The 24,099-nt window shown below is 36.4% G+C and carries 19 protein-coding genes; 4 read left to right on the top strand and 15 right to left on the bottom strand.

Features of this window, described 5'->3' with window-relative positions; translation table 11 throughout:
• Window positions 1–8: 8 nt before the first annotated feature.
• Complete coding sequence (locus GOQ17_RS01135; protein ID WP_159633549.1) at window positions 9–2,057, top strand: glycoside hydrolase domain-containing protein; 2,049 nt, start codon at window positions 9–11, stop codon at window positions 2,055–2,057.
• A gap of 52 nt (window positions 2,058–2,109) precedes the next feature.
• Here the strand turns inward: GOQ17_RS01135 and GOQ17_RS01130 are convergent, their stop codons facing one another.
• The 13 genes from GOQ17_RS01130 to GOQ17_RS01070 form a co-directional block, all read right to left on the bottom strand.
• A complete protein-coding gene (locus GOQ17_RS01130) occupies window positions 2,110–2,604 on the bottom strand; it encodes a hypothetical protein (RefSeq protein ID WP_159633546.1) in 495 nt (164 codons plus the stop codon).
• Between the two features lie 81 nt (window positions 2,605–2,685).
• The gene (locus GOQ17_RS01125) at window positions 2,686–3,351 is read right to left on the bottom strand and encodes a hypothetical protein (protein ID WP_159633543.1); all 666 of its coding nucleotides are present in this window, start codon (window positions 3,349–3,351) and stop codon (window positions 2,686–2,688) included.
• Window positions 3,341–3,889 carry an RNA polymerase sigma factor gene (locus GOQ17_RS01120; RefSeq protein ID WP_159633540.1) on the bottom strand — a complete coding sequence of 183 codons (549 nt, stop codon included), beginning with the start codon at window positions 3,887–3,889 and terminating at the stop codon, window positions 3,341–3,343. Before GOQ17_RS01120 ends, GOQ17_RS01125 begins: the two co-directional genes overlap by 11 nt.
• A 48-nt stretch (window positions 3,890–3,937) precedes the next feature.
• On the bottom strand, window positions 3,938–5,191 hold the full coding sequence (locus tag GOQ17_RS01115; RefSeq protein WP_159633537.1) for a YeiH family protein: 1,254 nt from the start codon (window positions 5,189–5,191) through the stop codon (window positions 3,938–3,940).
• A 7-nt stretch (window positions 5,192–5,198) separates the two neighbouring features.
• On the bottom strand, window positions 5,199–6,122 hold the full coding sequence (locus GOQ17_RS01110; RefSeq protein WP_159633534.1) for a TIGR01777 family oxidoreductase: 924 nt from the start codon (window positions 6,120–6,122) through the stop codon (window positions 5,199–5,201).
• Window positions 6,123–6,125: 3 nt separating this feature from the next.
• Window positions 6,126–7,559, bottom strand: a complete 1,434-nt coding sequence (locus GOQ17_RS01105) for a phytoene desaturase family protein (protein ID WP_317163260.1) — start codon at window positions 7,557–7,559, stop codon at window positions 6,126–6,128.
• 132 nt (window positions 7,560–7,691) lie between these two features.
• Window positions 7,692–8,588: a sulfite exporter TauE/SafE family protein gene (locus GOQ17_RS01100; RefSeq protein WP_201288479.1), complete on the bottom strand. Its 897-nt coding sequence runs from the start codon at window positions 8,586–8,588 to the stop codon at window positions 7,692–7,694.
• A 22-nt stretch (window positions 8,589–8,610) separates the two neighbouring features.
• Window positions 8,611–11,205 carry a TonB-dependent receptor gene (locus tag GOQ17_RS01095; protein ID WP_159633531.1) on the bottom strand — a complete coding sequence of 865 codons (2,595 nt, stop codon included), beginning with the start codon at window positions 11,203–11,205 and terminating at the stop codon, window positions 8,611–8,613.
• Between the two features lie 496 nt (window positions 11,206–11,701).
• Entirely contained in the window at window positions 11,702–13,486 is a 1,785-nt protein-coding gene (locus GOQ17_RS01090; RefSeq protein ID WP_159633528.1) for an acyl-CoA dehydrogenase FadE, read from the bottom strand.
• 90 nt (window positions 13,487–13,576) lie between these two features.
• A complete protein-coding gene (locus tag GOQ17_RS01085; protein ID WP_159633525.1) occupies window positions 13,577–14,752 on the bottom strand; it encodes an acetyl-CoA C-acyltransferase in 1,176 nt (391 codons plus the stop codon).
• Between the two features lie 60 nt (window positions 14,753–14,812).
• A complete protein-coding gene (locus GOQ17_RS01080) occupies window positions 14,813–15,076 on the bottom strand; it encodes a four helix bundle protein (protein WP_236537010.1) in 264 nt (87 codons plus the stop codon).
• A 123-nt stretch (window positions 15,077–15,199) separates the two neighbouring features.
• Entirely contained in the window at window positions 15,200–17,626 is a 2,427-nt protein-coding gene (locus tag GOQ17_RS01075; RefSeq protein ID WP_159633522.1) for a 3-hydroxyacyl-CoA dehydrogenase/enoyl-CoA hydratase family protein, read from the bottom strand.
• Between the two features lie 18 nt (window positions 17,627–17,644).
• Window positions 17,645–18,091 (bottom strand): MarR family winged helix-turn-helix transcriptional regulator, encoded by a 447-nt coding sequence (locus GOQ17_RS01070; RefSeq protein ID WP_159633519.1) that lies wholly within the window; start codon window positions 18,089–18,091, stop codon window positions 17,645–17,647.
• A gap of 285 nt (window positions 18,092–18,376) precedes the next feature.
• Here GOQ17_RS01070 and GOQ17_RS01065 point away from each other — a divergent pair, with 285 nt between their 5' ends.
• Entirely contained in the window at window positions 18,377–19,339 is a 963-nt protein-coding gene (locus tag GOQ17_RS01065; protein ID WP_159633516.1) for an isopenicillin N synthase family dioxygenase, read from the top strand.
• A gap of 29 nt (window positions 19,340–19,368) precedes the next feature.
• On the opposite strand, the gene GOQ17_RS01060 is transcribed toward GOQ17_RS01065, so the two are convergent.
• Complete coding sequence (locus GOQ17_RS01060) at window positions 19,369–19,728, bottom strand: MmcQ/YjbR family DNA-binding protein (protein ID WP_159633513.1); 360 nt, start codon at window positions 19,726–19,728, stop codon at window positions 19,369–19,371.
• Window positions 19,729–19,788: 60 nt separating this feature from the next.
• On the bottom strand, window positions 19,789–20,343 hold the full coding sequence (locus tag GOQ17_RS01055) for a thioredoxin family protein (protein ID WP_159633510.1): 555 nt from the start codon (window positions 20,341–20,343) through the stop codon (window positions 19,789–19,791).
• 128 nt (window positions 20,344–20,471) lie between these two features.
• On the opposite strand from GOQ17_RS01055, the gene GOQ17_RS01050 reads away from it, so the two are divergent.
• Together GOQ17_RS01050 and GOQ17_RS01045 are read left to right on the top strand one after the other, a co-directional pair.
• Window positions 20,472–23,174, top strand: a complete 2,703-nt coding sequence (locus tag GOQ17_RS01050) for a TonB-dependent receptor (protein WP_159633507.1) — start codon at window positions 20,472–20,474, stop codon at window positions 23,172–23,174.
• Window positions 23,167–24,045: a GLPGLI family protein gene (locus GOQ17_RS01045; RefSeq protein ID WP_159633504.1), complete on the top strand. Its 879-nt coding sequence runs from the start codon at window positions 23,167–23,169 to the stop codon at window positions 24,043–24,045. The genes GOQ17_RS01050 and GOQ17_RS01045 overlap by 8 nt, the downstream gene beginning before the upstream one ends.
• The last annotated feature ends 54 nt before the right edge of the window (window positions 24,046–24,099 follow it).

The raw sequence follows: 24,099 nt of genomic DNA, 5'->3' as shown, positions 1-24,099 counted from the left end.
ATCTATTTATGAAAAAAATATTCTGTGTAATCTTACTCTTAAGTTTATTATTCAATAAAAAAAATCTATATGCACAAACAATAGTCAATAAAGTAAATGTTTTTTTAGGAAGTTCAGGAGACCACGGTCAATTATCACCTGGAGCTTCTTCTCCATTTTATCAAATGAATATCCTGCCGCACACCTCTCCTCAACTGCACGCTGGATATGAGCATTTAGCAAAGAAAGTAATAGGATTTACACACAACCGATTCGAAGGAGTAGGCTGCAAAGGAAGTGGTGGGTTAATAATGGTTAAACCCTACTTAGGAGAAACTTATAATAATGAATTATTGACCAAAGCTTCAGAAAAAGCTGGACCAGGGTTTTATGAAATAGATTTTAATGAAAAAATCAAAGCTAATTTTGCTGTGCATCAGAATTTTGGTATTCATGAATATAGTTTTCCTAAAGGGGCAAAAGGATTTCTTATTGATTTCGGATATGCGCTAAATAATGCTATAGTAAATAACAAAATGGTTATTCAAAAAAATCATATCATAGGTACGGTGCGTGCGAAAACTACTTGTGATGTTGGGGTCTATACTATACATTATGCGATAGAAATTAATGATGCGCAACTCAATTTAACAGACGAAAACAAAGTAAATATTCGTGTACCAGACGCTAAAGAGAAGCAAAATATCAAAATTTCTTTTTCAGCTGTCAGCGAAGAGCATGCAGTTGCCACACTAAAATCGAATGCTCAAAAAGATTATAATACAATAAAAAAAATATCCCAAACTAATTGGGAAAAAGAGCTTTCCTCGATTCAACTTGGAGGAAACAACGAAGATCGTAAAAATCTATTTTATTCTCTACTATATCGCACCATGCAATCGCCATATAATATTTCGGAGCAGAATAATGAATTTAAAGCAACAGATGGCAAAATTTATCATGCTACCACACCTCGATACCACGGTTGGGCGATTTGGGATAATTACAAAACTCAACTTCCTCTATTGGCTTTACTTAACGAAAATCGTTATCAAGATATTATATACTCAATAGCAAATCTATACAAATACGGTAAATATGATTTTGCTGGACCTCATGAGCCCGCCAATTCTGTCCGTACAGAACATGCTGCTGTAGTATTATTGGACGCACAGAACAAAAATTTTAACGTGCCATTAAATGAAATAAAAGAAAAATTGATTCAGGACACTACAACATTTGATTTTTCTAAACCTGACAAATTTTTAGAATCAACTTATGATATGTGGGCTATGAGTAAATTGATTCCTTCCCAAAAAGAGTTATTTCTAAATAGAGCAAAATCGTACAAAGCACATTGGCTCAAAGAATTTAATGACCTAAGTAAAAATGATGTGGACCGTATGTCTGCACGTAAAATGTACCAAGGTACAATTAGACAATACCGTTGGAATGTTCCATTTGATATTAAAGGACTTACGAATTTAATGGAAGGAAAAGACAATCTTACCAATCAACTTGATGATTTCTTTGATAACCACTACTTCAATAGAGCCAATGAACCTGACATTCAATCACCAACACTTTATTATGCTTCAAACAAACCATGGCGCTACCAATCTTTAGTACATGAACTTGCATTAGATACAGTTATCCAATATTATTTTAATGACAACAGCCGGGGAATTGATCCGTTCATTGATCGAATCTATAAGAATGAACCAAAAGCTTTTATTCGTACTATGGATGACGATGCTGGAGCAATGTCTGGATGGTTTGTCTTATCAGCAATAGGACTTCATCAACCACTTATAGGAGAACCTATTTATTATATCAATGTACCTTTCTTCCCAGAAATAACGATTAATAAAGGCAAGAATAAGTTACGTATTCAGGTTAAAAATTTTGGGGATAACAATCGATTTATAAAATCTATCAAATTAAATAATAAGCCCTTAGATAGACTTTGGGTGACACACAAAGAAATATCTCAAAATGCAATATTAGAGATTGAAGCTACAGATCAGCCTAATATATACGGAACTGGAAATATGTATGTTTCTTCTTTGGATGAATAAATCTATTTAATTGAAATAGTCATTTCGCATTCAACGAAATGACTATTTTGATTTAAAATCTATAGCCTATCCCAACAAACATATCAGTAGGTCCTACAGGATCAAAAGCTGAGTCAATTTTTGGTTTATATGCTGCAAAGATAGATAATGGTTGTGCTGAGAAATTATAAGTAAACCCAACTGTACCTGCCAGATACCATTCTTTGGGATCATAATCAATGCCAATAGAAGGCGGCGTGTTATATTTATAAAGCCCCATACCACCTCCAAGATTAAATTCAAGTTTATTTCCGACAAGCGGAAAATCATAAACATAATCTGCTCCGAAATAAGAGATTTTATTACTAACAGCAAAGAAAGCAGATAAATTCTGACGTTCTGTTAATGAATACTGATATTGAATTCCTAAAGTAATAGGTCTAGTTTCTTCAGTTACAATTTCCGCATCTAAGTCAGAAACCAGCGATAATCTATGTTTTTGTTCTTGAGCGAATGTTATCAATGAGCTAATAACCGCCAATAGTGATAATGTATGTTTTTTATTCATAATTTAAGTTAATAAACTATGAGTATATAGAAAATTAAATAAAAGAAAAATAAACTGCCACAAAAAGCAAGTAATCACAAATTAAATATCTTCATAAGATCCAATTTTACTGATATCTAATATAATATCAGCCTCACTACCATCCCATTTAATTTTATTTCTGATAATATCCTGTAACTCTTCGAATTTAACACTATCCTTACCATTTATAGATATATCATAAGCTTTGTGATGCTCATCAACTTTGAATGTTATATACAAGCTACCTTCAAAGTCTTCACTATTTGAGTAGTTTGACTTAAGCTTGTCTATCAATATTTCCCAACCGCCTATTGGTAATACATTATTTTTATTATTGTTTGGAGTTATATTGTATTCATAAGTTGATTCACTAACAACTACCTCTGTAAATTCAGTAGCCATTTTATTTTGTGGCAAATATTTTATCAACAACAACGTGCACACTACCATAAACATCACGCCTGCAGCCATTCCGACAGCCAACCGTTGCCAGCTGTAGAATCTCTTATTTCTAGAAGTCGATTGTTCTTGAACACGTGTAGCTAAGCGTTGTTGCAAAAGACTTAACTGCTTTGCATCTACTCCATTTTGCAACCGATAACCATCAATTGCATCTTGCAAAAATGGGTCATCCAATGCTTCTCGCTCTAATGCATGCATTTCGTCACGGCTCATCAAACCATGCACATAATTATGAATTCGCGATAATTGGTAATTATTTTCCATTTTTCTTATTTTCCATACACATTTTCAGATTACGCTTTCCATTTTGAATGGCACTTTTAACTTTATTCAAGTCCAATCCCATCTCATCGGCGATATCTTTATAACATTTTTGTTCCAAATAAAATAAACGAACACATTGCTCTTGTTCTGCATTCAGTGATTGCAGACAACCTTCTAGTTTCTCAAAATCCCTCTCCTCCCACTTGACCTCATCCACATCACTCAATTTTTGCTCACTCTCGTAAAGATTCTCTTCAATATCTACTTGTGGTCTACGTTTATCTCTACGCAATTGCATTAAACAATAATTCTTGGTATAAACGTGCAACCAACTTTTGAAATTATCTACCTCATGAGTTTTAAGTTTAGTGATAAGTTCTTCGAAAATTTGCATCACCGCATCTTGGCTTTGCTCTGCATCTTGAAAATATTTGAAGCAAACACCATACAACAAAGACATATAGGGAGCATACAATTTGCCCAATACATCCAGACTGCCCGTCGATTTATATTGTAAAAGAAGCTCCTTTTCGTTCATCTACTTTATTTGCTATGATGATGCTTTAAGATACGATTTTCCATAAAATTATCGGAACAAAATCATGGCTATCACCAAAGTCACGATAATATTAAAGGTTTGCGCAATTAGAAATGCGTATAAAGGTTTTTTATTACTGTGCTGAAAAAGGTCTTTGAAATTAGTTTCCAATCCAATCGAAGTAAAGGCTAACACGAACCAAAGACTCTGTAGACTTTTCAAACTCTCTTTCACATTCCCTACAGTCTCTTCTGAAATCACAAAAGAGAATAACAAAGAAGCTAAAATAAACCCAATCACAAATTTTGGGAAGCGTTCCCAAATAATTTTCAAAGTCGGTTTTTCTCGCTTTGTTTCTTCACCTACGGATTTAGAATACGTCCAATATATACTAATTGCAAAAGCTGCAATTCCCAATAATACATTTTGAGAGAATTTCACTATAGTACTAATTTCTAAAGCTCTCTCACCTACTAATGAGCCTGAAGCGACTACAGCACCCGTAGTATCGATAGATCCTCCAAGCCAAGCTCCTGTTACTTCTTGTGATAAGCCCATCCATTCTGACAAATAAGGCATAAAAATCATCATGGGAATAGCCGTAATAAGTACCAACGAAATCACATAAGAAAGCTTCTTACTATCACCTTTAATAGCTCCAGATGTAGCAATAGCAGCCGAAACACCACAAATGGATACTGCGCTTGCTAACATTAAGGACATTTCTTTATCGATTTTCAGTTTTTTACATAACCAAAATGCAAAATACCAAACCGAAATAACCACAACCAAAGCTTGAATTAATCCTAAAGCTCCTGCTTTCAAAATATCACCAAAAATCACTGTCGTTCCCAATAGCACTAACCCTATCTTGACGTACAGCTCTGTGCTTAATGCATTTTTAAACCATTCTGGCAATTTGAAAGTATTACTAATCAATAATCCTATTCCTAATGCAAAAATCACAGCTTCCAAGTTGTACTCCTTTACCGTGGCATTTCCAGCTATAATTAAAGCTAAGATTGTTAATATAAAAATAGAAGGAAATACAATCAACAAGGATTTGATTGATTTATTCAATAATATCGCACCAAAAATTGCGGTGACACAAACTGTAAAAAACTGACTTGCGACTTTAGTTAAATTGGCAATGGAAAATACATTATCTGTTAACACAGCATATGAAGACCAACTAAAGCTTGGTTTGGGTACAATCAATCCCAATACCGCCAATAGCACCAGTCCTAATCCCAAAATGACGACAACCCAATCTTCGGTAAATGCAATTCTCTTTGTAGACATAAGTTTATTATTTTTCTTTAGTTAGATGTTCAAAAGCTTTCTGTGTCGTAGGATACTTATAAATAAAACCTTCTTGAGAGAGTCTTTTAGCTTCTACTGCATTAGTCAGAAGCAGCATATCGCTTTCTACTCCCTTGAAATATGCACCTATTTTAGCTAAAAAAGCAGGTAATGGAAATCCTATCGGCATGCTAACAGCTTGACGTAAAGTTTGCATAAATAGTTCATTAGATTCAGGTTTTGGCACGCAAGCGTGATAAAGATTAGAAACCTTCTCTTGATTTATAATCCATAAGACAATAGCTATCAAATCCGATTCGTGAATCCACGAAATATTCTGTTGTCCATTTCCAACTTTCCCACCTAACCCAAATTTCGCTAAAGGATATAATTCCTTGAACATACCAAATTCCTTAGAAAGTACAGGGCTTAGTCGAAGAATGACCTTCTGTGTTTTTGGAGTTATAGAATTTTCAAATGTCTCTTCCCATTTTTTAGTAAGATTTGCTAAAAAAGTTTGAGCATAATCTTTAGAATCTTCATCGTGAAAACCATCAAGACCTTCAAAAACTGAAATTCCAGAAAAATTAATCCAAAGTCGAGGTGGATGCATCAAATCAACAATAGCTGCACCAAGAACTTTAGTAGGTAAGATTCTGGATGCCAAAAGTTCCTTTTTATTCTCCTCCGTAAAACGACATTGAATAGATTTTCCACTCAAATTTATAATTGTATCAACATCCTCTAGTTCATCAACCCAAGCGCCTTTCGTTTCACCATCCCACGGTACATACTTGATGTTAGAATTTTTCGATTGCTGTACCCTTCTACTTAATATCAACACTTGATAACCTAACTTGACAAACTCGTTTGTCAATAGTTTACCAATATTACCTGTTCCTCCAGCTAATACAATTTTCTTTTGCGCCATTACTTATAAGTTTACTGAGATATCAAAATGGTCTTTCAAAGCGATCTTTGCAGCGTGAAAACCACACATACCGTGCACACCACCTCCTGGAGGTGTAGCTGAAGAACAAATGTATATTGTTTTATTGGAAGTACGATGGGGATTCAGAGAAATTGTTGGACGGGTATATAATTGTGATATATCCATGATTCCACCATTAATATCACCTCCTATATAATTGGGATTGTACTCTTCCATCTGTAATGGGTTGTAGGTATGCCTTGTCAGAATTGTATCCTTAAAACCTGGTGCAAATCGTTCAATCTGATTTTCGATAATTTCTGTGTAGTCAAAAGACGAACCATTTGGAACGTGACAATAGGCCCAACCTGTATGTTTGCCCTCAGGAGCACGCGTTTTATCAAACTGGCTTTGTTGCGTAAAAAGCACAAATGGCCTATCCGTTAATTTTCCTTTATGTCCATCTTCTTCAGATAAAGCTATATCATTGAATGTACCGCCAATATGTACTGTTGCCGCTTGACGAGCACGCAAATCCGTAAAGGGAGTTTCTTCTGAAAGTGCCCAATCTATTTTGAAGACACCCATACCTTGCTTATAGCGAGACAATTGTTTTGCATAAGCAGGACTCAAATCCAACCCTTCAATTTCGAGTAGTTGCTTAGGGGTCAGATCCAACAAAAGAATCTTGTGTTCGGGTAAGTCAAATTTATTCTTCAACCAAAATCCAGTTTGAACTTTTCCTCCTAAGGATAAATAATAGGCTTCTAAAGCATTTGCAATAGACTGCGAGCCACCTTTCGGAATCGCCCATCCGTAACGATGCCCTACACCCATTAGAACCATACCGATTGCTGATGTCGTAAAATTATCCAAAGGCTGAATGCCATGTGCTGCCATTCCAGCCCACAATCCTTTAGCCTTTTCAGACTGGAAATGATTAGCCAACCAAGAAGCGGGCTGTATAGCGTTCAATCCAAAAGCAGCCAGATTAAAAGGATATTTAGGAAACCCCAAAGGTCCCATGGTATCTTTAGCCAACTTTTCCCAATTTTTAACAACAGGTTCAATTAATCTTCTGTAATATGCACCATCCTTTCCCAATTCGGCTATAGTCATTTCTAAATCACGATGCAGAACAGCTCCCTCTTCCCCTAACAGCGGATGAGCGGCTTCATATTTGGCATATTCAAAAGACAAACCAAAATCTTCCAAAGGAACAGATTTCATAAATGGCGACGCCATCGCCATCGGATGAATAGCCGAACAGACATCATGCTTAAATCCAGGAAGTGTCAATTCTTTGGTACGCATTCCACCACCAATGCTATCCGCACCTTCTACGATTAATGTCGAAAGCCCTTGCAGTTGCAAAGTAATTGCTGCAGCAAAGCCATTAGGACCTGAACCAACTATAATTGCATCATATTTTTCCAATTCTATATACGCTTAAAATCTTATTCTAAGATACTAGTTATATAAGTGAAATGTATCATAATCATGAATTTTAAACACAAAAAAAGCTGTATCACAAGTACATGATACAGCTTTCAACCATATAAAGTTATACTAATAAAAGAGACTTATCAAGCTATAGGTAGAAGTAAGTATCACTAATGTTCCTACCAAAATCATGAGTGCCTTAGCATTAATCTTTGAAGCAACGTAAGCACCTATCGGAGCTGCTAACACACCTCCTATGACTAATCCAAGTACTATATCCAAATGTTGTACACCCAACACAAAAATAAATACAACGGTAGCAAAATAGGTCACAAAAAACTCAGCTGTATTTACCGAACCAATTGTCTTACGTGGATTATGCCCTTGACTCAACAAATTTGAGGTCACAATAGGTCCCCAACCACCTCCACCTATAGCATCCAATAGACCTCCAAAAAATGCTAATACAGGAGCGTATTTTGTTTTTGGTTTCGCTTCGCTTTTTTTACGCACTGCTTTGAAAATCAAGTATCCTCCAAGAAACACCAAGTAAGCGGAAATATAAGGCTTCACATTACCACCATCAAACAAGTCAGCTAATAAATATGCTCCCAAACTGGCTCCAATTACACCTGTAAAAACAATACTGAAAAATAGCTTTTTATCTAAATTATTAAAACGTATGTGTGATAAACCAGATACACCAGTCGTAAAAATCTCAGATGTATGTACACTTGCAGAAGCCAACTTTGGAGATATGCCCAGACTAAGCAATAAAGTTGTGCAGCTAACACCATAAGCCATCCCCAGAGCACCATCAATCAATTGCGCAAAAAATCCTGCAACAATAAATAGAAAGAATGTGCTATCAAAGTGAATCGTATTATTCTCGATTGCTTGGGTAATTAAATAGCCAAAATAGACTACTATAAAAAGTTTTAGTAATAATATCAATCCGACGATGGGAGTCAACTTTTTCTTGTTCTTCATCTGTAATTCTGCAACTTGTACTTTATCACTCATAGTTTTATCTCTTGTAATAGTTTTATCTCCAATTGTATCGCAACGTCACACCATAGGTACGTTGGTCGCCCACCATTCCAGCATATTGTCCGAAGTTGCCAGGCGCTGCTAATAATTGTTCGTAATAATCTTTATTCGTTAAATTTCTACTCCATACTATCACAGATAAACCATTGGCACCTCTGAATCCCACACGTGCATTAACTAATGCGTAGGCATCAATGTTCAAATATTGAGATGGAGAAGGGCTAGACGAAAATTTAGAACGGTAGAAAGCGTCGGCTCCTAAGAAATATGTTCCTTGCAAGGCTAAGAAATTTCCTTTAGTCGTCAATTCAGGTGCAATAGTCCACGAAAATTTCGAAATACCTGGCAATTCTCCACCTGACACATCTTTAAATGCTTGCGCACCACCAACTTCTTCTAATGGCACAGGCGCATTCGTGAATGAATCATATTTACCATCTGTGTACGCAAAAGCAGCATTAATTCTTAAATAGCTACTTGCTTTGATACTTCCATCCAATTCTAGACCTTTCACACTAACCTTTTCAGCATTCGCCAAATAACCGCGATTCACACCTGGGTCTGGTGTTTGCACTTGCGTTTGGTAATCTTTTATGCTAGTTTGGAAAATAGTTAAGTTCAAGAAAGCATTGCGAATAGGATTGGTTTTAACACCTAATTCGTAATGATTTACCGATTCTGGTTGTACTTCCGCCAATTCTGCCGCTACTTTTCCATCAATTACAGGCAAACCACCTACGTTGATACCGATTGGTTTGTAGCTTTTAGAATAAGTTACGAAAGCATTGTAATTCGGCGTAAATTTATATTGCAAAGACAATTGTCCCGAGAAATTTCCTGCATCAGCATCGACGTCAAATTGCTGGTCAGAATAGATACTGTTGACAGCAGCCAATTGCTCTGCGGTATATGTAATATCATTATCGATATATTTTTTGCGGTCGTAGTTGGCTACTTTTTTATCATAATTATAACGAATACCTGGTAGGATGTGCAATTTTTCTGTCACCGCATAATCTAATTGACCAAATATCGCCAAACTGGTACTTTTGATACCATAGTTAGTACGAATACCCACTCTATCTATCAAGCCTGGAGCCCATTGGGTAGCTGCAGCATTATTTTGTTGAAAACGCCATAGAGCATCGCCAGCCTCCTCGGTATGCACTGGATCGGTACTTAAATCTTGCCACAAGCCAAATACTCCAACCACACCACTCAATTTCTCATTGATATCTCCTGAATATCTAAATTCCTGAGACCATTGATCATGTTTAGAAGTTCCCGACGAAATGGTATAAGCAGGTACACCTAAATAATCTCTATCATTCAATGGCACCCATTTCCAATAGCGCCATGCCGAAGTTGAAGTCAACGTTCCTTTTCCTATTTTATAATCAAAATTCAGTGAAACACCACCCAATTCATTGTCTGCTTTAGAACGTGTATCCAAATCTACTTTACGCTCAAAAGCACTTTTGTAAGGAATTTCGTAGTTCAAATCTTTAATAATACTATTGAACTGTCTGAATTCTGAACGTTGATTCTGCACAACACCAGCCACAGCCCACCCGTATCCATCAGGTTTTTGAATCGTTCTATCTCCCGTCAACGTAACCTTTAAATTTTCCGAAGGCGTATACAATAATTGACCACGTAAACCTAAATTGTTGATATCATTGATTTGACGGTCTGTACTCACATTATACAGCAAACCATCACGCTGCGTACCCGAGAATGAGACTCTAGCTGCTAATTTGTCTTTTACTAAAGGTCCAGTGATAGAAGCTTTCCCTTGCACATAACCAAAATTTCCATAGCTAACTTCAAAATTGGCTCCCGGAATGAATGATGGAAGACGAGAAGTAATGTTAAAAGCTCCTGATGTTGTATTCTTCCCAAACAAAGTACCCTGTGGACCTCGCAAAACCTCTATTTGTTCAATATCAATAAAATCTAAAGCAGTAGCGGCTGGACGTGCCAAATAAACACCATCCAAATAAAAACCTACACCTGGGTCGATACCATCATTGGTCAATCCATATGTAGAACCCAATCCACGAATGTTTAATGTGGTATTACGTGCATTCGAAGCATATAATTGTACGGTAGGAACGACCTCCTTAATACGGTTTACATTGAATGCACCTGCATCCTCAATAGTGCTGGCACGAACCAATGATACAGGAATAGGGATATCTTGAATTTGTTCTGCCCGACGACGAGAAGTCACAAATACTTGTTCTAGAGAATTTACACCTTGTTTTAATTCTATAACGGCTGGTGATATTTCAATTATCAATTTTTGTGTTTCATATCCCAAATAAGATACCACAACTGTAAATGGTAATTTTTGACCGGTTACAAACTGAAATTTACCATCACGGTCAGTTTTAACTTGGTGAGTTACAGCATCCAATTGCACAGTTACACCTGATATAGGCTCCTTACTATCAGCATCGATGACAGTACCGATTAAGGAAGCATTAATGATAGGTTTAGGATTTTTCTCTTGCGCTTTTACTACTGTTGTAGTGCCTAGCAACAAAGATAATCCAACTGAAATGCTATAAATAATTTTATAATTCATAAATTTAAATCGTTTAGTAGTGAATATTACAAGTGACAACGCCAATTGAAAACTTGTTCATTATTAACAAAATCAAGGGGAAGCCTCACACTTCCCCTATCTATATACATAAGGGGGAATGAAATTAGCTACACATTCGCATCATTTCACAAGAAAGATTTTGTTTTAGATTTGATGACTTATCTTCGAAGTCTCCTTTTTTTAAGTTGTATAATTGATTCATTCTTTTAAATCTTATTTATCGTTGATTATTAGCTAATTGTATGCGTATATATACATCACGATGCAAATATAATAACAAAAAATAAAAAGTCTACTAATTTTATAGATTTAATATACATTTCTAATCAAACCGCTGTATTACAACCACTTAATTTCTTTGAGGTATATAAAACTTTATAAAATATGAAAGATGAAAATTTTATTAGACATAAAAAAGCCCGCTGTGACAGCGGGCTTTACCAATTATAATCAACTTAAATAAAACTATTTTTTATTAAAAACAGTACTTATTTTCTTCAATTAGTTTACGTGCAATGCGTTGACGTGCGTCTTTCACATTGAAAGGTGCTGCCTTCGTAAAGCGACGAATACCAACCAACATCATATTTAACTCATCACCTTCTCCAAATGAATACAATGCCTCCTTCGCTGCCACATTGACTTTGTCAATCGTAGTATACAAATACACAAGAGCCATATCTGTGGCTAATGCTGCAGCTTCTTCGCCTTTGGTATGGTACAATTTTTCAGCACGTAATAAAACGGATTCAGCTACATATACATAACCAATGATATCAGCAATATTCATTAAGATTTCTTGCTCTTTTGACAAGGACATCATCAATTTTTGAACTGCAGCACCTGCTACTAACAAACCTGCCTTTTTCAAATTTGCAATGATCTTTTTCTCCGCAGCAAATGGTTTATCGTCTTCTTCTCCAAAATCTGGAATAGACATCAATTCTCCTGCTACTACTTGTGCAGGCCCCATCAAATCTAATTCACCTTTCATTGCACGCTTCAACAACATATCCACAACCAACAGACGATTGACCTCGTTTGTTCCTTCAAATATTCTGTTGATGCGCGAGTCACGATAAGCTCTTTCCATTGGAGCTTCCGCAGAGTAGCCCATTCCTCCATAAATTTGCACACCCTCATCCACTACATAATCCAACATTTCTGAACACCAAACCTTGATAATCGCACATTCGATAGCAAATTGTTCTACAGATTTCAATTTTGCCTTCGCTTCATCCATTCCTCCTGCGACCAAAGCGTCATAAGCATCATCTATATTTTGTCCGGCACGATAAGCTGCTGATTCTGTAGCAAACAATCGAGTAGCCATTTCCGCCAACTTGTATCGGATAGCGCCGAATTTTGAAATTGGCAAATTGAATTGCACACGCTCATTTGCATAATTAACCGCTGTAGATATTACAGAACGAGCAGATCCAATGGTTGCTGCACCTAATTTGATACGACCTATATTCAGAATATTTACGGCAATCTTGAATCCATTTTCACGCTCAGAAAGCATATTTTCAACAGGAACAGGACAATCGTTGAAGAAAACCTGACGAGTAGAAGAGCCTTTAATACCTAATTTATGCTCTTCAGGATTCATTGTGATACCTCCGAAATCTTTCTCCACTATGAAAGCTGTAAGGTTTTTGTCATCATCGATTTTTGCAAAAACTATAAAAATATCTGCAAAACCTCCGTTAGTAATCCACATCTTTTGACCGTTAATCAAATAATGTGTTCCTTCAGCATTTAGCTTCGCTGAAGTACGTCCTGAGTTAGCATCCGAACCTGAGTTTGGCTCTGTCAAACAGTATGCAGCTTTCCATTCACCAGTACCTAACTTTGGAATGTACTTCGCTTTTTGCTCCGCATTACCATAGTACAAAATTGGCAACGTACCGATACCTGTATGCGCTGATAAAGCCACCGCGAAGGAGAAACCTCCCCCTACAGCATCTGCTACCAGCATCGAAGTATTGAAGCTCTTACCAAAACCACCGTACTCTTCTGGAATCGAAACGCCCAACATACCTAACTCACCAGATTTGTCCAGCAAACTTTGCATCAAACCTTCTTCCTGTGCATCTATGCGTTCTAATTTGTTCAAAACTTCCGTATCCAAAAAGTCCAAACACGTTTGACGAATCATCTGTGCTTCTTCGTCAAATTCCTCAGGAATAAATATATCTGTATAAGCAGTTTCTTTAATTACAAACTCACCGCCTTTAATTGATTTATTTTCGCTCATAATTTTATAATGATTAAGGAGTAAAGATTAAGGAATAAGGACATATTCTTTAGTCCTTGCTTTTTAATCTTTCCATCTTGGTTCTCTACATTAGTCTAATAACTCAAAAATTCCTGCTGCGCCCTGGCCTGTTCCCACACACATGGTCACCATGCCATATTTACCTCCGCGACGTTTCAACTCATTCAAAACCTGAACCGTCAATTTAGCACCAGTACACCCTAATGGATGACCCAACGCAATCGCGCCACCGTTAACATTAATTTTGGATTCATCCAAACCTAGCTCGCGGATAACAGCTAAAGATTGTGAAGCAAAAGCTTCATTTAATTCGAACAAGTCAATATCCTCTTTTTTCAAACCCGCCATTTCCAAAGCTTTTGGAATCGCTGCAATTGGACCAATTCCCATAATACGAGGAGGTACACCAGCTACGGCATAAGAAATTAATTTTGCGATTGGTTTTAAGCCAAGTTCTTTCACTTTTCGCTCAGACATCACCAACACAAATGCTGCTCCATCCGAAGTTTGCGAAGAGTTACCAGCTGTCACGCATCCATCTGCCACAAATACAGGTCTTAGCTTCGCCAAAGCTTCTAATGAAGAATCGGCGCGAGGACCTTCATCCGTGTCTACGACATACTCACGAGTTGCCATTTTACCATCTTTGATGTAGTTTTCTTTGATTTTAATCGGAACGATTTCATCTTTGAAAACTCCACTTTTAATGGCATTTACAGCTTTTTGGTGTGACTTTAGTGCAAAAGCATCTTGGTCTTCACGTGAAACCTTAAAATCCTGTGCTACAGCTTCGGCTGTTAAGCCCATTCCCCAATACCAATCGGGATGGTCTTTCGCTACTTTGGGATTTGGAACGATTTTCCAACCACCAAACGGCATTCCTGACATCACCTCAGCACCACCTGCGATAATAATATCCGCCATGCCGGTTTTAATTTTTGCTGTTGCTGTCGCAATGGTATCTAATCCCGATGCACAGTAACGATTCACGGTCACACCCGGTACTTTATCCGTATCCAATCCCATTAAGGAAATGAAACGCGCCATATTCATCCCTTGCTCCGCCTCAGGCATCGCATTACCGACAATGACATCATCAATTTCATCTTTATTTAAATTGGGCACTGATGCCACTAAATGCTTTATAACTTCTGCGGCTAAATCGTCTGCACGCATGAACCGAAAACCACCTCTCGGCGCCTTCCCTACTGCGGTACGATATCCTGCTACTATATATGCTTCCATTTGTTTAGATTTGAGATTTGAGACAATTGATATGAGATTATAGATTTTTTATCTACTTCTCTACCTTAGTTCATCATTTCTAAGTTTATTTTGAAATCCAAAAATCATTTTCTGAATTTCAATTAATTTATTACATATTTCAATGGATTTCTCAGAATCCAATAATCCTAACTTACTTGCAATTAATACTTGTGTATGTAACTCATAAGCAGAACCATTGGCTATTCCTAGAAAATGGATAAATTCTTTAATCGAATTCCTTCCAGCTCCCTCGGCTATATTTGAGGCAATAGATACAACAGACCTCTTTATTTGAGACGACAAACCATACTTTTCATCCGATGGAAAATTTGAATCACTGATAAATCAATAGCTCTATTCCAAACTTTCAACTCGAGTAAATTATGCATGTCTAATGTCTCAAATCTAACCTCTCATATCTCACCATTAATTCCTCAAAGGCTTACCCTTAGTCAACATGTGCTGTATACGCTCCAATGTTTTGCGTTCTGCACATAATTCCAAGAAAGCTTTGCGTTCTAAGTCGAGTAAGTATTGCTCCGACACTTCCGTCGGCGCGGAGAGGTCGCCCCCACACATCACCCAGCCCAGTTTCTCGGAGATTTTCTTGTCGTGATCCGAGATGTATTTACCAGCACGCATCGAGTCAGCTCCTACGTAGACGATTCCCAAACCTTGGTTACCCAATACTTTGATATCCGTACGTGGAATTGGTTGTACATAGCCTGCTTCTGCCAATTCAATCGCTTTTGCTTTTGCATCAGCCAATAAGCGTGCACGATTCATCGTAATCGCGAATTTTCCAGCCTGCAAATAACCTAACTCGAATGCTTCCACAGCTGAAGTCGAGACTTTAGCTTGACCAATCGTCAAAAATCTATCCTTTAACGTAGTCTGAACGATTTGCTCTGGCTTGTATTCATCCGAAGCACGTAACGCAAATTCTTTCGAACCTCCACCACCAGGAATCACCCCCACACCAAACTCTACCAATCCCATGTAGGTTTCAGCATGCAACTGCACAAAATCAGCATGCATCGAAAACTCACATCCTCCACCTAATGTTAATTGGAAAGGAGCCGCCACTACAGGAATTGATGAATAACGAAGACGCATTGCTGTATTTTGGAACATGCGTATCGCCATATTCAATTCGTCATAATCCTGCTCCACCGCCATCATGAATATCATACCGATATTCGCACCAGCAGAGAAGTTTTTACCATCATTGGAAATCACCAATCCACGATATTCTTTTTCCGCAATATCAATTGCTTTGTTGATACCTTGAATGACATCACCGCCGATAGTATTCATCTTCGTATGGAATTCACAATTGATAATTCCATCACCTAAATCAATAATGGAAACACCAGAATTTTTCCAAATCGTTTTAGAATCACGAATATGGTCTAATACGATTAAGTCTTCCGTTCCTGGAATAGGTTTATACGATTTGCTTGCTATATCATAATAATGGCGAACACCATTTTCTACTTTGTAAAAACTTTCGACACCTGCGGCTAACATATTATGCACCCACTGTGCTACTTCACCCGTTTGACCCGGAAGACGCTTTTCTTCCGACTGAATTTTAGCTATTGTCTCGCGAACACCTAAAGCGTCCCAAACTTCAAAAGGACCAATTTCCCATCCAAAACCTGCACGCATCGCATCATCGATTCGGAAAAAATCATCTGTAATTTCGGGCACTCGCTTCGAAACATATTCGAATAAAGGATAATGCATCGCACGGAAAAGGGTAGCCGCTTTGTCTGTTCCTTGCTCGTATACTTTCATCCGTTTGCGAATATCTTCCACCAACTTAGTCGCTTCTAATGTCGAAGATTTAACTTTTTGTTGAGAGCCATATGTCAAGGTTTTCAAATTCAAAGACAGAATTTCAGAACTACCGTCTGCAGCTTTCACCTTTTCATAAAAACCCTTTTTCGTCTTTTCGCCTAGCCATTTATTTTCCACCATCTTGGTGATGTATGCAGGCAACTCGAAAACACCTTTGGCTTCATCATTCGGAGCATTTTGGTCAAGCCCATTCGCTACATTGACCAAAGTATCCAATCCTACAACATCTGCAGTACGGAAAGTAGCAGATTTTGGATGTCCCATGGCAGGACCTGTATATTTATCGACTTCTTCGACGCTCAAATCCATTTGATCAACCAAATGCGTCAAAGCCAACATCGAATAAACGCCAATTCTATTACCAATAAATGCCGGAGTATCCTTGCATAATACGACTGTTTTTCCCAACATTTTATCACCAAAATGCATCAGAAAATCAACCACCTCTTGCTTAGTTTCTGATGTAGGAATTATTTCTAACAATTGTAAATAACGTGGTGGGTTGAAAAAGTGCGTACCGCAGAAATGCGCTTTGAAATCATCAGACCTTCCCTCGTTCATAATATGAATCGGAATACCAGATGTATTGGAAGTAATTAATGTACCTGGCTTTCGGTATTTCTCTACCTGCTCAAATACGGATTTCTTAATATCTAATCTTTCGACAACCACTTCTATCACCCAATCCATTTCAGCAATCTTAGGCATATCATCATCAAAATTTCCTGTTTTGATACGTTTGGCGTAAGATTTACTAAATAATGGAGATGGATTAGATTTTATAGCAGTATCTAACGAAGCGTTAACGATTCGATTTCTAACCGCAGCATGTTCTAATGTCATCCCCTTTGCTTCTTCGGCAGGAAGTAATTCTCGAGGAACAATATCCATGAGCAACACTTCCACACCAATATTAGCAAAGTGGCATGCGATACGCGAGCCCATGACCCCCGAACCTAATACAGCTACTTTTTTAATACTTCTCTTCATAAGTTTATAATTTTATGATTATTCCTCCACCATGATTTGTGGTTCGTATTTATTTGCCAAATCATTTATTTTCAATAGCATTTGAGCCAACTGCAGCCTTTCCTTTTCAGAGAATTGCGCCTCCAAGTATTCATTAAAGCCTTTTACTACATCCTTGGCTATTTTTCTCTTTTCTACACCTAGTGGTGTTAAAAATACTTTGACAGAACGTTTGTCTTGTACACTAGCTTCGCGGTATATAAATCCTAGACTTTCCAGATTCACCAACACACGTGACAACGATGTAGTCTTCACTCCTGTTGAATTAGCGATTTGTGAAACTGGTGTTCCGTCTTTATGAATATTGATTAAAATGTACCCAGCCGCCTGAGTAAATCCATATTGTGTAGCTATATTGTTGTACTTATTCGCTACAGTCTGCCATGCGGCTTTTAAAAAATAGTCAATTGTTTTATTCTGGCTCATAGTCGATTGGTAAAATGGCTCTACTACATTTATTATGCAAGCATAACAAATCTATAGATTAGAATTTAATATTTCAAGTATTATGTTGATTTTTTAATAAAAAACTGTCTGAATCTAATTAAAAGCATAATTGGTAAGTAGATATAGGTTCGTTAAAAGCGTATGTGGATAACTTTTAAACGCTGATTATCTAATAATTAGCACGAATATACAATAGGTTATAAACATAATCAATATCGAATATTCGAATAATGATTTAACTTTGCATAAACAAAAAGCAAAATTATGGCATTAGTAAATATTCCTCGTCTAGATTTACATGATTATACACAGGGTTCTACCGAGCAACGCACACAGTTTGTACAAGATATCGGTAAAGCATTTAACGAAACTGGTTTTGTTACGATTGCAAACCACGGTTTAAGTCCTGAATTAATTGATGAGTTATATACCATAGTAAAAGCATTTTTTGATTTGCCTCAAGAAATCAAAGATAAATACGAATATCCTGAATTAGCAGGTCAGCGTGGGTACACAAGCAAGGGAAGAGAAAAAGCTAAAGATGCTAAGGTGCCAGATTTAAAAGAATTTTGGCAAAGAGGTCAAACAATTGTTGGTGAAGAATATTCGAAAGCTGATTTTCCAGATAATCCTGAAGTAGCAGAATTACCAAGATTTAATGAAATAACTGCCGAAATATATAAGAAACTAGAAGATGCTGGCCGTAACTTATTAAATGCAATTGCTTCATATTTAGATTTAGAAGAAGACTATTTTGAACAATATGTTATCAATGGAAATTCAATTTTAAGAGCGATTCATTATTTTCCTATTGAAAATCCAGAAGCAATTCCTGATGATGCAGTAAGAGCAGGAGCGCATGAAGATATCAACTTAATCACCTTATTAATCGGAGCAAGTGCAGATGGTTTGGAAGTATTGACCAAAGATGGCGAATGGTTCCCAATCAAAGCTAAAGGTGAAGATATCGTGGTAAACGTTGGTGATATGCTTCAACGCTTAACAAATAACAAACTGAAATCAACAACACACCGTGTAGTAAATCCTCCTCGTGAGTTGATGAAAACTTCTCGTTATTCGGTCCCATTCTTCTTACATCCAAAAGCAAGTATGAGTTTGGCTTGTTTGGATTCATGTATTTCGGAAGAATATCCAAAAGCATACGAAGATTATACAGCGGGTCAATATTTGGATGAAAGACTAAGAGAAATAGGTTTAAAAATGTAATAAAATGGCAATCAAAAAGATTGCCATTTTTATTTTATCGAATCGCGTAAGGCTTTTGGTAGAGCTTTGATTACTAAATCAAAGCTATGGTCTATCAAGGCTGTAAGTTGGTGCGTATTTAATTCTCTTCCAACAACAACCGTATTCCAATGCTTTTTATTCATATGATATCCCGGAAAAACCGTTTGCTCATACTTTTCTCGCAATTCTACAGCATATTCAGGATCACACTTCACATTGAATCTCAAATCTTCAATCTGGTCCAAACCTATCAGCAAAAATACTTTTCCACCTATTTTGAACACAAGGGTATCTGGTCCGAACGGAGTCTCTTCAACTACAGAATCAGATTTTGCTAAACAATAATCGCGAATGTCTTCTATATGCATTATACAAGTAATAAATCAAAAGCTCATTAAACAAGTGATTTCATAAATCATTAAGATAAACTACACAGCAAACAACTTTATCAAATCATTCTGTATTTCAACTCCTTTATCTTCATTATACCATTTTTGAATGGATTCTTTCATGGTATTAAACTCAACACCTTCCTCTTTCCAAAACAGAAACAAATCTTGCAATTTCTGAGGTCGTGGCCCCCAAACAGCTACATCCTCATTATTTGCATTCCGAAATATTACTTTTGGAATTGATTTACCACCATTAGTCAAATAATTATTGATTAGAAATGGTTCGTCATCGCGCAGTTGAACATCAATAGTTATCAATGGATTGTTCTCTGCAATATTTATCAGTTGCGGCACCGAATGCGCTGCATCTCCACACCACGGTTCTGTAATAATTATCCAAGTTTGCGGCTCTTTTATAGATGAAATTAATGTTTTCAACTCATCTGTTGGCTCAAATTTGTTCAGCCAACGATTTGTTCTTGACCAATTCAACTTCGCATATTGATAATAATTTTCATCTTTGTAAATCGGGTACTGCTCGGGATTTAAAATGATTTGCTCAAAATAATTTAAGTATTCTTCAAAAGTCATAAAACTGTTTATTTAACCTAAACAAATGTACTTTATTATAAAATAATTTTTGTCATAAATTTGTTGGTTCTCGATTAAACCTTTCACCAAAAGTCATATCTAACACGATTATCCAACAACCAATATTAATGAAAAACATATTATTCATTGTTTTAGGAATATTAATTTCAAAAATAACTTTAGCGCAATCTAATCTAAATGGACGAGTACTAGACAAAGCAGATAATACGCCATTAACAAATGCCACAATCATCTTATTAGATCAAGATTCAATTTTGAAATACCATACGAGAGCGAATGAAAATGGAAATTTTGAATTTAAAAAGATAAATCCAAATGATTACATTTTAATAATTTCCTATCCAAAATTTGAACTGCATTCTAAAGCTGTTCAACTTACAAAAAACACCACATTAGAGGATATACTTTTAAGTTCACAAGCCAATCTTATTGAAGAGGTGGTAGTAACAGGAAGAATTCCTATTCGCATAAAAGGTGACACTATCGAATATGACGCGGGCAGCTTCGAAACGGAGAAAAATGCCAAATTAGAAGATTTATTACGACGTCTTCCTGGTCTTACTGTCTCTGGAGATGGAGCAATTACCGCACACGGTAAATCCGTATCAAAGGTATTGATTGATGGTGAAGAGTTTTTTGGTTACGATCCTAAAATAGCAATTCGAAATGTGCGTGCTGACGCAGTTGACAAAGTGCAAGTTTACGAACGTAAATCAGAACAAGCAGAACTAACCGGTATCGATGATGGACAGCGTTTTCAAACTGTCAATGTTGTTCTCAAAGAAGAAGCGCGGGTTGGGATTTTTGGTAATGTTGAAGGTAATATTGGTACAGAAGAGTTGTATACTGCAAATCTTTTTGCAGCGAAATTCAACCGTACTGAGCGAATTGGAATAACGGCGAATACCAATAATATGGGGGCAAATTCTGGAGGTCGTGAAGGCAGTTTAAGGATGAATAGTCAAATAACAGGTGAGCCAAAAAATACGTCCATTGGAGCCAACTATGAAAATCAACTTTTCAATAAAAAATTGAACGTAAATGCTAACTACAACTTCAATGATGCTAGCAACCGCAATGAGCGAGAAAGTTATAACAAGGAAATTGTATCTGCAGATCAAATCCAAGAGACAAATAGCAGCTCAAAAAATGAAAATGCCAATCAAGGCCATAATATTCGTTCACAATTCAGATGGAGAATAGATTCGACATCAAATATGGAAGTTCATATTAATGCCCGCAAAACACAAAGTAACGGAAATAGCAGTTCGGAAAGCTTCATGTTAAAAAATGAAACTGATTCTGTACGAGATTTCAGGAACTCAAATATAAATTTCGGTGACGATTTATCGAACGAGATTAGACTAAATTACCGTAAACGTTTAAATAGTAATGGTCGATCAATCAATATTAATTTTAATAATGATATGAATCAATCAAATCAGGAAAGTGCAGTATTCCAAAGGACATATCTTCATGAAACAGATAAAATAACCATTGTTGATCAAACACGTATTAATGATAATGACCGCAATAACTTTTCTACACAGCTGCAATTTTCAGACAGAATATCCCAACAAATGCACTACTCTATTGGATACAATGTTGGCCTCAATAATAATAAGAACAAAGTTGATGCATTCAATAATAATGAAGGCGAAAGAACTATTGATAAGCAATATTCTCAAAATCTTATTAATAAAACGAGTAACCAAAGTATAGTTGCAAATCTAAATTATAACACAGAGCAGTTTAATTTTTCTGTATCAAATCGTACAAATTATAGAGATCAAGCACTAAATGACTCTTATCGCGATATCGATCTTAATCGATCATTTTGGGACAATGATCTAAATATTAATGGTAATTATAAAATATCAAATCGTAAAAACATCAGTGCAACATACCAAAATAGCTTTGATGTTCCATCTTTTTCGCAATTACAACCTTTTCAACCACAAACATCTCCTATTTTCGTACAAGAAGGAAATCCTAATCTAAAAAGGGCGGTAAATAATTCATTACGTTTCAACTATAATACTATGAGTCTGCTTAAAGGGACCAGCTGGAATATGAACTCTGCTATTAGTTTCAAAAACAACCCTATCGTAAATAAGCGTACTGTGACCGATACCTTAACAACAAGCACTTATGTCAATGTGATGGGAAAATCTAGTTGGAATGCAAATCTAAATAGTAATTATAGTCGTCCATTATTTGACCGCAAGGTTCAGTTCAACGTATTTTCAGGAGCGAATTACAGCAATGGTTTTACGTATACCCGATATTCTAAAGATGGTTCCAGAAATGATCAAGGTCAATATGAACTAAATAACACACAAAATGCCTCAATCCATAGTGGATTTAGTTTTAACGAACAAGATTCACAGGGTCTGGATTATGATTTTAATTGGAGAGTGAATGCTACTAATCAACGCAATAGTTTACAGCAAGACTTGAATTACACGAATTTCAGTACCGGTGGTTCTGCATATTTGCGATACTTTCTACCTAAACAATTTAATATTACTACCCATATTAATTATAGTATTGAGGGACCTACAAAATTATACAGACAAAGCATCCAACAATTTTATACAAATATGGAGTTTAGCAAAAAGCTTTTAAAAAGTCAGAACTTGATAGCAAGTGTTAAGGCATTCGATATTTTTAAGACTTTTAATACAACTAATAGAAATGTTTCTGAAACAGAATTTTCTGAGTCTACACAATTGATGTTGACACGTTATATTTTATTCGGATTGAAATGGGATTTTCATAAAAATTTAGGAAAGAAAAACAATGGATAAGCTAATTCTTACAATTATATTATTACTGGCTTACGTAAATAGTGACGCACAGTATGCTTACTTTGGCACAAGAGGCAAAATCGCTTTCGATAAGATTACATTTACAAAAGCTCGAGTTCGCAATATGACACAAAATGCCGATCCTAATATGATGATGCGATTTGGGGGTGGTGGTTTCAATCTTGACAATATGCCCGAGTCCAGCACACAAAAATTGATTCTTCATTTTGACGAAAACAGTACATTATTAACTTTAGATCCAAATGCAGAGGCTGACAATCCATCTAGTGGAAATCAAATTAGGGTAACAGGTCGTGGTGGAAACATGGGATCAAGAGGGGGTAATTTCGGTGGAAACCAAGGCCGAGGTAATAATTCGAATATGCCTAGAGGTAGAGTAAATAACGGCTCTAAAGTCTTCTTTCAAGATCTGAAAAAACAAACTAGCGTAGTACAACTGGAAATAGATGAAAAATACAGCATTACAGATAGTTTGAATGATATTACTTGGCGTTTTACCGATGAATATCGTGATATAGCCGGATTTGAATGTAGAAGAGTTAATGGTGCAACATCGGATTCATTATACCTTGTGGCATTTTATACTGATCAGATTCCAGTCTCTGCAGGACCAGCATTGAGTTGTGGGCTCCCAGGAATGATTTTAGGTCTTGCTATTCCCGAAATGCATATCCAGTATTGGGCAACAAAAGTCGATTACACTAATGATTCAACTCCAAATGATTGGAAGGACAAAAAAGCAAATTCTTTATCATTTGATGAATTTGTAAAGAATTTTGGCAGAATATTCCAACGTGGACGTGACAGTAATACGGGAAGAAGACAGATTCAAGAGCAATTAATTTACTAATCGAAGACATTTTGTCACACGAATGTGGCAGAAATAAGACATTTTTGGTTAATA

It is taken from the genome of Sphingobacterium composti (assembly GCF_009829075.1).
Classification (GTDB): Bacteria; Bacteroidota; Bacteroidia; order Sphingobacteriales; family Sphingobacteriaceae; genus Sphingobacterium; species Sphingobacterium composti.
This window is presented reverse-complemented; position numbering and strand designations above follow the sequence as displayed.